We start from the raw sequence: 11498 nt of genomic DNA on the forward strand, positions 1-11498 counted from the left end.
CTGCTTCCCGGTCCAACCGACTGGAGGATGCTGCTTCAGGCCTGGGCGGAGCTGCCCGCGAGGAACGAACCCAACAACGCCGCCGTCTCCGCCGGACGCTCCACCTGCGGGTAGTGCCCCGGCCCCGGCAGGTGCGTCAGGCGCGCGTTCTGGATGAGCGCCACCACCGCCTGCTTCAGGAACACCGGCGGCAGGAACGGATCATCCGTGGCCACCACCAGCGTGGGCGCCGTGATGGACGCCAACCGGTGCGCGAAGCCGCCCGCCGTCCAGGCGTCGAAGCACTGCTCGATGGCGTCCTTCGACACGTCACCGGAGTCCTTCAGCAGGTTCTCCAGCGACTCCGGCGACAACTGCTTGCAGGCCAGGCCGAGGATGGTCTTCTGCTTCTCCCGGTCCCCCGCCGACGTGCGGAACAGGCCCGCCGCGTCCGGAGGCAAAGGCAGCCCCGAAGCGGGCACCGAGTTGAGCAGCACCAGCCCCGACACGCGCTCGGGCGCTTCGGACGCGACCCACTTGGCGATCTGCCCGCCCATGCTGTGGCCAACGAGCGCAAAGCGCTTCGCCTCCGAGTGGTCCGCCACCGCGAGCACGTCCTTCGCGTACTGCTCCAGCGAATAGCCAGACGTCGGACGTCCAGACTTGCCGGTGCCCCGGTGGTCCGGCACCACCAGCCGGAGCCCCGTCAGGTCCAGCTTCTCGATCATCGCGTCCCACACCGAGCCCGACACCATCCACCCATGCACCAGCACCACGGTGCGGGGTCCGTCGCCCAGCACGCGGTAATGCAAGAGGGTGCCATCCGTCGCGGTCGTCGTGGCCATGAGGGGGAATCCTTACTCCGGGGGGAGTGGGTCAAGCAGGGTTAGACGGAAAGTGTAGCAAGCCACGACGAGGCAGGGGCGTCCATATGCTCGGGGGTTGCCTGTTCCCTGGAAGGACGGGCTTCCCCAGCAGGTAGGGCTCGATGGGAATGAAGGGTGGGAGCGGGTGCGCTCTGGCAGACTGCGTCGCGTCATGACGGACGACGAGCGAAGCGGAGCGGCGGGGCCCAAGCGCACGGTGTACTGCGAGGACGCGTTGGCGTGGCTGGACGCACGCCCGGTGTTGGCGGGGTGCTCGGTGGTGGCGTCCATGCCGGACGTGTCGGAGTTCCCGTCGCTCACGGTGCCCCAGTGGAAGGACTGGTTCGTGGGGGCGGCGGCGCGGGTGTTGTCGCGGGTGCCGGAGGACGGGGTGGCGGTGTTCTACCAGTCCGACGTGAAGAAGGACGGGGCCTGGGTGGACAAGGGCTACCTGGTGTCCAAGGCGGCGGACGCGGCGGGCTTCGAGACGCTCTGGCACAAGGTGGTGTGTCGCCGAACGCCGGGCACGGTGACGTTCGGGCGGCCCGCGTATTCGCACCTGCTGTGCTTCTCCAAGGGGCTGAAGGCGGACGCGGGAAAGTCCACCGCGGACGTGCTGCCGGAGGCCGGCGAGGTGACGTGGACGCGCGGCATGGGGCTGTCCGCATGTCTGGTGGCGTGCCGCTTCATCCTGGAGCAGACGCGCACGCGCACGGTGGTGGATCCGTTCTGCGGCCATGGCACGGCGCTCGCGGTGGCCAACGCGCTGGGCATGGACGCGGTGGGCGTGGAGCTCAGCCGCAAGAGAGCCCGCCGGGCCCGCAACCTCCAGGCCACGTGGAATGGCTCCAAGCTGGTGCTGTTGTCCGGCGCGGGCGGGGGCGAGGATTCGCCGGACGCGCCGGACGAGGCGTGAGGCTTCAGGCGTCGTCCTCGAAAGACGCGCGCAGGTGGCTCGCGGGCAGGAACAGCCTCCGGGGCCATTCCGGCGCGTCGGGCGAGGAAGACAGCAGCGGTCGGTAGCCGAAGCGCGTGTAGAAGCGCGCCGCCGGAGCATCCTTCGCATCCACGATGACGAGCACGACGCCCGCGTTCTCACCGATGGCCAACGCCCGGCGATGCGCGTCGTCCAGCAACTGCTCACCCACTCCCGCGCCGCGGACGCGCGAGTCCCTCGCGAGCCTTCCGATGACGACCGCCGGCAGGGGATAGCGCGGCAGGCGCTTGATGACGTCCTCGGGCGCTTCGGACCGGGACACCTGTCCCACGGTGAGGGTGTAGTAGCCGAGCACCCGGGGCCAGTCAGGACGGGTGTCCGGACGGTGAAGCACCCAGGTGCGACTGACATCCCTCCGCTGGTTCTGGCCAGCGTCCTGCTGGAAGAAGCGGTTGAGCGCTTCGTGCTCGCACTGGAAGCCACTGGCCGCGTCCTCGCGGCTCAGGGCCTCGGTGTACGGCGCGGGGATGACGGGGGGCTTCGGTTTGTTCAAGGACGCTCTCGCCGACGTCGGCGGGAGAGCTCACGCAATGCGCGTGCCGGCTTCGCTGGGGATTCCACCGCGGCGGCGACCCGGTCGAAGTCCTTCGCGGGCAGGACGATGGACTGCTCCTCCAGCGCCCTCCACTCCAGGCGGGTCAGCGCCGGGGAGCTGTACTCGCGCACCGGCTGCCCGGGCTGGAGGGGCACGAACGTGAGCCGCGCGCCTCGCCTCGCCTCCAGCACCACCTTGTCCAACAGGCTGATGGCCTCGGTGATGACCTCCGAGATGTCCCCACCCAGCTCGCGTCGCAGCCGCTGGACCTGCTCCATGACGGGGTCCGAAACAGTGGGCTGCAGGCGGTGGGACATGGCGGGCGCTCCCTGGCGGGCACTTTTGATTCACTTCTGAGGCGGAAGTGAATCAATTAGTCCCCGTGCCAGGGTTTTGCAATCCGCCCCTTCAGGCCGCCCGGGACCCTTCGAGCGCTGTCGCCACGTCCTTTTCCAGCACGCCCAGGAACGTTTCGAACAGGCGTGCCTCCAGCGCGAGCGCGGGCTCCAGCGTCGCGCCCACCATCGCCAGCCGCTGCGCGCAGGCGTCCTCGATGGTGCGCCGGTGGCCCTGCTCCTCCACCACCACGCGGCCCAACTCCTCGCGCACCACCGCGTGCCGCGTCGCCGCCTTGTAGAGCGGGTAGAGCACCATCGCCCGGCGCTCCACCACCGCCGTGGTGAGCAGATAGTGCAGGTGCACGTCCGTCTGCCCCGTCAGTTGCATCGCCCACGTCGCCAGCTCGCGGTCCAGCGACTGGAACCACGTGGACGCCGCGCCCACGCTCAGGAACTCCGTCACGTCCTCGCGGCCCGCGACCTCGCACGCCAGTCGCTTGAAGGTGAAGGCGTGGCGCGTCTCGTCCGCCAGGTGCCCCAACACCTCCAACGTCGGATGCCGGTCCGCCACCGTGCGCGAAATCTTCCGCGCCCCGATGAACTCCAGCAACGACAACGTATGCAGCCACCGCACCTCCAACTCGGAGGACTGGACCAGTTGCCGCAACACCGTCTGGATTCTGTCACGCATGGGCGCCCCCTCTACTCCGCCCCACACGCGCACCCAAGCGCGTAACGCATCGGGACGACAGACCAGCACGGCGGACTGGCCAACAGTGCCCCTCCCTCCGGTTTGACCGGGCACCCGGGTTCGCCTTTGCTTCGCGACGCAGAAGGCTGTGCTTGGTGCAGGGGGGTGACCAGCATGAGGCCGCAACAGGACCACAGCCATCCGTCCGGGCACGCCCATGGCCGGCCTCGCGCGGGCGATGCCACGCCGCGGATTGCCCCCCGCATGCCTCGCGGTCCGCGCAGGAGCACCCCGCCAGAATCGTCCTCCTGGGTGGTGACGGCATTCCGCCGCTGGATGCGCGCCCAGGACGCGGCCCACATCCTCGCCTCCGAACGCGTGGGCTCCTGCGTGGGCACCGTCCTCGCGGGCACCGCGCTGCTCGCCGCCATCGCGTGGGCCCCCGGCGCGCGCACGTTCTTCGCCATCCCCTTCTCCACCGCGTTCGCGTGCTTCGTGCCCGGCATCGTCAACGGGCTGGCCTTCTCCTTCGTGCACTCGCGCCGGACGCGGCTGGCCACCTGGGGCTGGCTTTGGCGGCTGCCCTGCATGGCCACGCTGCACTTCTTCCTCGCGAGCCTCATGGCGCTGGCCGCGATGCCGGGGGCCTTCGTCTTCGCCCTGGTGCTCGTCTTCACCACCGCCGTGCATGGCCGCCAGTACCGCGTGACGTGGCGCCAGCCCTTCCTCGCGGTGGGCACGCTCGTGGGCATGCTGTGCGCCCTGCCCCTGCGCGTCAGCCCCGACCACGCGGTGCTCTTCGCCGTCGTGATTCCCTCGGTCCTGTTCGCCCAGGTGTACCTGGGCGCCTTCGCCGTGCGCCATGACCAGGCCCGCGCCGACGCGGAGCGCCTTCGCGCCGCCGTGCACGCGCAGCTCATCGAGCAGCAGGAGCGCGACGTAGGCCAGCTCACCCAGGCCATGGCGGAGATGCTGCGCCACCACCACGACATGGAGCAGGCCCTGCTCCACGCGGGCAGCGCGGCGGACATGATGAAGGCCATCGGCGGACAGCGCGGCCTGCTGGCGCGCTCCGAGTTCGAGGACCAGGCCCGCCAGCTCCAGGACAGCCTCCGGCAAATCGAGGAGATGGTGAAGGAGGTGCGCGCCAAGGGCCGCCGCTTCGCCGGCACCGAACCCGAGCCCGTGGAGCTGGGGCCCGTGCTGGAGGCCGTGCAGGCCCAGGTCTCCTTGCGCTTCCCGGACGTGGACATCCACGTGGAGCTGGAGCCGCCCCGTCCCCAGCTCGCGCTCTTGCGCGGAGGCCCCATCACGCTGCGCCGGGTGGTGGAGAACCTGGTGGTCAACGCATGCGAGGGCAATGGCGAACAGGGCGCCTCCCAGGTCTTCATCCGCGCGCGCACCGAACCGCTCAGCGGACGGCTGGAGGTCGAAATCGAGGACGACGGACCCGGCTTCCCCCCCGAGCGACTCACCGCGCCCGCGGAAGAGCTCCACACGACCAAACCCCAGGGCACGGGCCTGGGCCTCTACACCAGTGAGTGCCTGCTGCGCGCCAGCGGGGGCCTGCTGCATCGCCACAACGCGCCGGGCGGCGGTGCCCTGCTTCGCATCCTGCTTCCCCGGGAGTACCGATGAAGCCCCTGAGAGCCTTCCACAAGACGCACCCCGCCCCGGGAGAACCGGGCCGGGGCGGCGCCAGCGAATCGCTCCCGGCCAGCGGCGGCTCGCGCCCGCACGCGCTCCCGAACGAGCTGCGCGCCTACCACGAAGCCCTCGCCACGCGGGGACTCGCCCGCTATGGCCCCGGCCCCCGGGTGCACTGCCACATGGGACTGGTGGACCGGCTGCCCACGCCCGGCACGCCGGCCACGGAGCTGCGCGAACGGCTGCGGGCCTCACAGGAGGCGCTGCTCGCGGAGCTGGCGCGCGCCATGGGCCCCTTCCCGGACGGCGGCGACGTGATGGACGTGGGCAGTGGCCTGGGCGGCAGCGCGCTGTACTGGGCCCAGGAACACCGCGCGTCCGTGACGGCGATGGTGAACGTGCCTGAACACGTGGAGCAGGTGCGCCGGTTCGCGCACGAGGCGGGCGTAGGGCACCGCGTGCAGGCCCGGATGACCTCCGCGGAGGAGTCGCGGGGCCGCGCGCGCTTCGACGCCATCATCGCCGTGGAGAACGCGTGCGACCTGCCCCGCGCGGACTGGCTGAGGGTCGCGAGCAGCCGGCTCAAGCCCGGCGGGCTGCTGGCCATCGCGGACTGCTTCTGGGTGCGTCCCGGCGCGGTGCACCCGTCCGGCGACGCGTGGCGCACGCACCTGGGCCGCGTGAACGAATTCCTCGCCGCCGCGCAGCAGGCGGGCCTGGAGCTGGAGGTGCATGACGACGTGTCCGCGCGCACGGTGGGCTTCTGGACGCTGACGTCGGAGCTGCTCGTCCACGAGCACATGGCGCACGCGCCCGCGAACGCCCGAAACCTGCGCGCCGCGCTCAACGCCGTGCGGATGGAGTCGCAGCGCGACCACCTGTGGCTGCAACAGGGCCTGATGGATGGCGGGCTGGAGTACGCGCTGCTCGTGCTGCGTCGCGAACCCTGACGCCTGCCCTGGAGTGGACGACCCGGCGAGCGCCCACCCCACGGCAGGCAGGGTGGGCGAACCGACGGCTTTGGCCAGCCAGGACGATGCCGCCACGCGCCATCACTCCCAGCCTTGGGTTCGTCACATCCAATGGGAGGTAGCGCGAATGACGGGTTACACGCGATGGCTGGTGATGGGGGCGGTGGCGGGCGCGATGGCCCTCTCCGGGTGTCAGGATCGGGACCGCTCGTCGGAGAGCATGGCGCCGCAAGAGGGCACGGGTGGCTCCGGCAGCACCCAGGGCACCGGGGGCACGATGCAGTCCCCCACCCAGACGGAGCCCGCACCGAGCCCCCAGACGGAGCCCCCGCCTGACACGGGCACCATGGAGACCTCACCTACGGAAGAGGGCATGGGCGGCTCCGGCATGATGGACGCGGGCACGGGAGGTTCCGGCATGGGCATGGACTCCGGCACCGGAGGCTCCGGAATGATGCAGGACCCGATGGACTCCCCGGGTAGCTCCGGCGCCACCGGCAACGACATGGACACGTCCGGCGGCAACAACACCACCGGGACCGGCGGCAACATGGGCGGCTCGGGCAACGAAACGACGCGCTAGTCGCAGGGGCATCGTTCTGGAAGACGAGGGGCGCGGGCATGGCAGGGTGGACTGCCGGCCCGCGCCTCCCGCTTGCGTGCGAGCGCGCGACGCGAGGCCTTGGGCGCGGGACGACGTGGCGGGTTTCCGAAGTCGGACGCTCGGTGCGACTCCAGGACATCCCGTGTGTCCACCGGTGCATCACCCTCCGGGGAGGGAAAGTCGGGCGTGCGGGGAGACTCGGGTACGTTGCCCACACGATGCGCTTCTCGTTCGTCCATGCCGCGGATCTGCACCTGGACACGCCATTTCGGGGGGTCGCCACGCACGGGCCCCTCCTGGAGCGTTTCCAGCAATCCACCTTCCTGGCGCTCGCGCGCATCGTGGACGTGTGTCTGCGAGAGCGCGTGACGTTCCTGCTGCTGGCCGGGGACCTGTTCGACGTGAAGGACCGGTCCGTGCGCGCTCGGCTGGCGCTGCGCTCGGAGCTGGCGCGGCTGGACCGGGCGGGCATCCAGACCTTCATCGTCCACGGCAACCATGATCCGTTGAGCGGGGACACCGGCACGCTGGGGCTGCCCTCTTCGGTGAAGGTGTTCGGGCCGGAGTGGGAGGACGTGGAGGTGCGGCGCGAGGGCCGGCGCCTGTGCCACGTGCAGGGCGTGTCCTATCCGGACGTGGAGGTGCGCGAGAACCTGTCCGCGAGATTCCGCCGCACCGGCACGCACTTCAGCGTGGGCCTCTTGCACGCGAACCTGGGCGGCGACGCGGGGCACGCGAACTACGCGCCCTGCACCGCCGCGGACCTGGCGGCGGGCGGGCTGGACTACTGGGCCCTGGGCCACGTGCATACGCGCGCGGAGCACCTGCTGCCCGGTGGCGGCGTGGCGGTGTACCCGGGCAATCCGCAGGGGCGGCACATCCACGAGACGGGCGAGCGCGGCTGCGTGGTGGTGGACGTGGAGGACGGCGTCGCGCGCAGGCGCTTCGTGCCGGTGGACCGGGTGCGCTGGCACCGGCTGGACGTGCCCCTGGCCGGCGTGGGTTCGCTGGACGCGCTCCAGGCGGTGGCGACGGAGGTGGTGGAGGCGCGGTGCGCGGAGGACTTCGACGGGCACGCGGTGCGCCTCACGCTGGCCGGACGCGGGCCGCTGCACCGGGAGCTGTCGCGGCCGGGGGCTCGGGCGCAGCTTGAGGCGGACCTGCGGGAGCGGCTGTCGCGCGCGCATCCTCCGGTGCTGCTGGAGTCGCTCCGGGATGGCAGCCGCCCGGAGGTGGACCTGGAGGCGGTGCGGGCCGGTGGCGGCTTCATGGGCACGCTGCTGGAGGAAGCCCGGAGCCTGGAGCAGGACGACGCGGCGCTCGCGGCGCTGTGGGACGACGAGGAACTGACGACGCTGGGCCAGCGCTTGAAGCGGCTGGGCGTGGACGCGCTGGAGGCGCCCCGTCCGGAGCTGGTGGCGCAGGCGGGACAGCGCGGCGTGGAGCAACTCCACGAGGAGACGTCATGAAGCCAGGACTGCGCATCAACCGCTTCCAGGTGGATGGGTTCGGGCACTTCTCGGGCTACTCGGGGGCGCCGGCCCCGGGGCTCACGCTGCTGTATGGCCCCAACGAAGCGGGCAAGAGCACGCTGCTGGCCTTCCTGCGCGGCGTGCTGTTCGGCTTCGAGAAGCGCGGCCAGCCGGAGCGCTACGAACCCGAGGGCGCGCTCTTCGGCGGCGAGCTGTGGTTGGACACGGAGGCGGGGCCGCTGGTGGTGCGCCGCCGCGTGGGAAAGCGCGCGTCGGAGGGCACGCTCACGGTGCAGACGCCGGAGGGGCAGCCGCTGCCGGAGACGCTGCTCGCGCAGGCGCTGGCGGACGTGCCCCGCGACCTGTTCTTCGAGGTGTTCGCCTTCCGGCTGGATGAGCTGTCGTCCTTCCAGCGGCTGGCGCAGCAACGCGGCGTGTCCGAAGCGCTGTTCGCCGCCGGCATGCAGGGCGCGCGGCGGCTGCCCGAAGCGCTGGAGCGGCTGCGCAAGGACGCGGAAGGGCTGTACGCGCCGCGAGGGCAGAAGCCCGAACTGAACAAGGTGATGAAGGACCTGGAGGACGTGCAGCAGGCGCTGCGCGAGGCGGGGGATCGGCCCGCGCTCTACTTCTCCACGCGCGACCGGCTGACGGGGCGCATCGCGGAGGGCCACGCGCTGGAGGTGGCGCAGAAGGAGGCCGCTCGCGAACTGGACCACGCGGTGCGGCTGGAGTCCGCGCTGGGGGATTTGTCGGTGCTCGCGCGCGACCGCGCGGAGCTGTCCGAGCTGCCGGTGCTGGACACCTTCCCCGCGGGCGGTGAGACGCGGCTGGAGGATGTCCTTCAGCGACGCAAGACGTACCGGGCCCAGCAGGCGCAGCTTCATGAGCGGCTGGCGCCCATCGACGAGGCGCGGGAACGGCACGCCGCGCCCTGGCCCGTGCGCGAGCGCTCCGAGACCCTGCGCACGGCGCTGGCCGCCTTCGCGGGACATTCGGAACAGCTTCGCGCCCTGCCCGCGCGCAGGGCGTCGCTCGCCTCGCGGCGGCGACAACTGGAGCAGGCGCTGGGAGAGCTGGGGCTCGCGGTGGACGCGGGCGGGTTGCTCGCGCTGGACCTGGGGGCCCGGGCGCGCGGGGAGATGGAGGCGCTGGCGGGCCGGCTGGACGCTTCGGACGGCGCGGTCGGCGCGGCGGAGACGGAGCAGGCGCGGACGCGCGAGGAGCGGACGCGGCTGGAGACGTCGCTGGCGCGGCTCCAGGTGGAGTTGGAGTCACTGCCCGACGAGCGGCCCGCGCAGGTGCGCCAGCGGCAGGCGGCAGTGGGCCGGATGCGCGCGGTGCGCGGAGACCTGGAGCGGCTGGCCGAGCAGCGCCTGGAGCAGCGCCGACAGATGGACGGCGTGCGGGCGCCCACGGACGCGGTGCCCCTGCATTCGCTGCTGCCGCTGTCGTGGGTGGTGGCGGCGGGAGGCGTGGCGCTGGGCTTCGCGGTGATCGCGGCGGTGCTCGCGGGTGTTTCGGTGGGCGTGCTGTGCGCGGTGGGTGGTGCATTGCTCGTGGGGTTGTTGCTGCTCGTGCGTCACCGTGTGGAGACGGCGCGGCATGCGAGCCTGGAGGCGCAGGCGGCTCGGCACCGCTGGCGGAAGCAGGAGGAGGACCGCTTCCGCGCGGCGCAGGCGACGATGGCCGCGCGCGAGGAGCTGCTCCAGCGGGAGCTCCTGCATGCCTCCGGCGCGGCGGGCATGTCCCCAGGCGCTTCGCTGTCCGACCTGGCCGCGCAGGAGTCCCTGCTCGCGGAGCGGCTGACGCAGGCCGAGCGGCGTGAACTGCTCGTGCGCGAGGAGGACTCGCAGCGCACGGCGTGGGACGGGGCGGTGCGCGAGGAGCAGCGCGTGGAGGAGCTGCGACTGCGCGCGGAGCAACGCGCGGACGCGCTGCGCGAGGAGTGGGCTGCGTTCCTGGTGGCGCGGCGTTTCCCGGTGGCCCTGGCCCCGGCGTCGGCGCTGACGTTGTGGCGTGATGCTTCCGCGCTGCGACAGCGGCTGTTGGACCTGCGCACGGACGAGGAGGAGTTCACCGTGGCGGAGGCCGCGTGTGGCGCGACGACGTCCCGGCTGTTGGCGGAGGCCCAGGCGGCGCACCTGCCCCAGGGGCCGGCGGAGACGGTGGCGGCGCGGGTGTCCCTGGCGTTGGAGGAGGTCCGCGCGAGGGCGGCGGATCAACGCCAGTTGGATGGACAGCGCGGGGAGCTGCTGGCGGAGAAGGCCCGGTTGGATCAGTTGGTGCTGGATGAGGACCAGACGCTGGATGCGCTGCTCGCGGAAGGCGGGTGCCAGGACGAGGCCACCTTCCGCCGCCGCGCGGTGCAGGCGCGACGGTACGCGGAGCTGGTCCTCCGGGTGCGCGAGCACGGCCAGCGGGTGCAGGCGCTCACGGGCCTCAAGGAGGACGTGGCGCGCGCGCAGGTGCACGCGGCGGGCGCGGAGGCGGGCCTGAAGGAGCGGCTGTCCGGCCTGCGCGAGCGCTACCGCACCGAGGGCGAGCGGCTCAAGGCGGTGCTCACCGAGCAGGGCAGCCTGAAGACGCAACTGTCCCAGTGGGAGAACGACGACCGGGTGTTCCGGCTGCGCATCCAGGAAGAGACGCTGAAAGCGAAGGCGTCGGAGCTGGCCACGCGCTACGCGGCGGACCGGCTGACGCTGGCGCTGCTGGGACGGGCGCGGCGGCGCTTCGAGGAGGAGCAGCAGCCGCGCGTCATCCAGCTCGCGAGCGAGTCCTTCCTGGAGATGACGGGAGGCCGCTACCGCCGCGTCTACATCCCGGCGGGGGATGCGCGGGAGCTGCGGGTGAGCGACGGGGCCCGGGACTGGAGCGCGGAGCAGTTGTCCCGAGGCACGCGCGAGCAGCTCTTCCTGGCGTTCCGGCTGGCCGTCATCCGCTACTTCGGGGAGACGCGCGGCGCGCTGCCGCTCATCGCGGACGACGTGCTGGTGAACTTCGATCCAGAGCGGGCCCGCGGCGCGGTACGCCTCCTCGCGCGGATGGCCGAACACCATCAGGTCATCGCCTTCACCTGCCACCCCTGGCTGCGCGCGCACTTCGAGGCCGAAGGCGCGCATGTGCTGGAGCTGGCCGGGGCCACGAGGCTGCCGACGCGCGAAGGCACCCAGCCGCTGCGCGTCGTCTCCGGGGGGTAGGCGGGAAGTGCCTTCCCCACCGTCTTCTCCCTCCAGAAATGAAACGGGCCAGCCGACCCAGCGCCCCCGCGCGGATCCAGGCCGACCCCTGAAAAAACACTGGGAGCGCGCCCCCTCGACGCGCTCCCAGTGACTCAACCCCTCCCCCGAGGGGTCCCCCTCATCGAAAGCGGCCCCCAAAGACCCGCTTCCGTCCTGCTT

General features: G+C 71.9%; 10 protein-coding genes. 6 read left to right on the forward strand and 4 right to left on the reverse strand.

Annotation, left to right across the window (positions count from 1 at the left end):
* Window positions 1-35 precede the first annotated feature (35 nt).
* Window positions 36-824, reverse strand: a complete 789-nt coding sequence (locus tag D7V88_RS05340) for an alpha/beta fold hydrolase (RefSeq protein WP_120539510.1) — start codon at window positions 822-824, stop codon at window positions 36-38.
* A 193-nt stretch (window positions 825-1017) separates the two neighbouring features.
* Here D7V88_RS05340 and D7V88_RS05345 point away from each other — a divergent pair, with 193 nt between their 5' ends.
* Entirely contained in the window at window positions 1018-1761 is a 744-nt protein-coding gene (locus D7V88_RS05345) for a class I SAM-dependent methyltransferase (protein ID WP_120539511.1), read from the forward strand.
* Window positions 1762-1765: 4 nt separating this feature from the next.
* Here the strand turns inward: D7V88_RS05345 and D7V88_RS05350 are convergent, their stop codons facing one another.
* The 3 genes from D7V88_RS05350 to D7V88_RS05360 all read right to left on the reverse strand — a co-directional run bounded on the left by D7V88_RS05350 (window position 1766) and on the right by D7V88_RS05360 (window position 3406).
* On the reverse strand, window positions 1766-2335 hold the full coding sequence (locus tag D7V88_RS05350; protein WP_120539512.1) for a GNAT family N-acetyltransferase: 570 nt from the start codon (window positions 2333-2335) through the stop codon (window positions 1766-1768).
* Window positions 2332-2694 carry a hypothetical protein gene (locus D7V88_RS05355; RefSeq protein ID WP_120539513.1) on the reverse strand — a complete coding sequence of 121 codons (363 nt, stop codon included), beginning with the start codon at window positions 2692-2694 and terminating at the stop codon, window positions 2332-2334. Before D7V88_RS05355 ends, D7V88_RS05350 begins: the two co-directional genes overlap by 4 nt.
* A gap of 91 nt (window positions 2695-2785) precedes the next feature.
* Window positions 2786-3406: a hypothetical protein gene (locus D7V88_RS05360; RefSeq protein ID WP_120539514.1), complete on the reverse strand. Its 621-nt coding sequence runs from the start codon at window positions 3404-3406 to the stop codon at window positions 2786-2788.
* Window positions 3407-3718: 312 nt separating this feature from the next.
* Between D7V88_RS05360 and D7V88_RS05365 the strand changes: the two genes are divergently transcribed.
* From D7V88_RS05365 to D7V88_RS05385, 5 genes are all read left to right on the forward strand, one after another.
* Window positions 3719-5044 carry a sensor histidine kinase gene (locus D7V88_RS05365; protein ID WP_341870652.1) on the forward strand — a complete coding sequence of 442 codons (1326 nt, stop codon included), beginning with the start codon at window positions 3719-3721 and terminating at the stop codon, window positions 5042-5044.
* The gene (locus D7V88_RS05370; protein WP_120539516.1) at window positions 5041-6003 is read left to right on the forward strand and encodes an SAM-dependent methyltransferase; all 963 of its coding nucleotides are present in this window, start codon (window positions 5041-5043) and stop codon (window positions 6001-6003) included. Before D7V88_RS05365 ends, D7V88_RS05370 begins: the two co-directional genes overlap by 4 nt.
* A gap of 148 nt (window positions 6004-6151) precedes the next feature.
* Window positions 6152-6607, forward strand: coding sequence for a hypothetical protein (locus tag D7V88_RS05375; RefSeq protein ID WP_208726125.1), 456 nt, complete (start codon window positions 6152-6154; stop codon window positions 6605-6607).
* Between the two features lie 239 nt (window positions 6608-6846).
* The gene (locus tag D7V88_RS05380) at window positions 6847-8097 is read left to right on the forward strand and encodes a metallophosphoesterase family protein (RefSeq protein ID WP_120539517.1); all 1251 of its coding nucleotides are present in this window, start codon (window positions 6847-6849) and stop codon (window positions 8095-8097) included.
* Complete coding sequence (locus D7V88_RS05385) at window positions 8094-11297, forward strand: AAA family ATPase (RefSeq protein ID WP_120539518.1); 3204 nt, start codon at window positions 8094-8096, stop codon at window positions 11295-11297. Before D7V88_RS05380 ends, D7V88_RS05385 begins: the two co-directional genes overlap by 4 nt.
* Window positions 11298-11498: the final 201 nt, after the last annotated feature.

This window comes from Corallococcus terminator (genome assembly GCF_003611635.1).
Taxonomy (GTDB): Bacteria; Myxococcota; Myxococcia; order Myxococcales; family Myxococcaceae; genus Corallococcus; species Corallococcus terminator.

Bases quoted from the DNA above. Each gene is read 5' to 3' on its own strand.
- D7V88_RS05340 (WP_120539510.1), bottom strand. From the start codon at position 824: ATGGCCACGACGACCGCGACGGATGGCACCCTCTTGCATTACCGCGTG.
- D7V88_RS05345 (WP_120539511.1), top strand. From the start codon at position 1,018: ATGACGGACGACGAGCGAAGCGGAGCGGCGGGGCCCAAGCGCACGGTG.
- D7V88_RS05355 (WP_120539513.1), bottom strand. From the start codon at position 2,694: ATGTCCCACCGCCTGCAGCCCACTGTTTCGGACCCCGTCATGGAGCAG.
- D7V88_RS05360 (WP_120539514.1), bottom strand. From the start codon at position 3,406: ATGCGTGACAGAATCCAGACGGTGTTGCGGCAACTGGTCCAGTCCTCC.
- D7V88_RS05370 (WP_120539516.1), top strand. From the start codon at position 5,041: ATGAAGCCCCTGAGAGCCTTCCACAAGACGCACCCCGCCCCGGGAGAA.
- D7V88_RS05375 (WP_208726125.1), top strand. From the start codon at position 6,152: ATGACGGGTTACACGCGATGGCTGGTGATGGGGGCGGTGGCGGGCGCG.
- D7V88_RS05380 (WP_120539517.1), top strand. From the start codon at position 6,847: ATGCGCTTCTCGTTCGTCCATGCCGCGGATCTGCACCTGGACACGCCA.
- D7V88_RS05385 (WP_120539518.1), top strand. From the start codon at position 8,094: ATGAAGCCAGGACTGCGCATCAACCGCTTCCAGGTGGATGGGTTCGGG.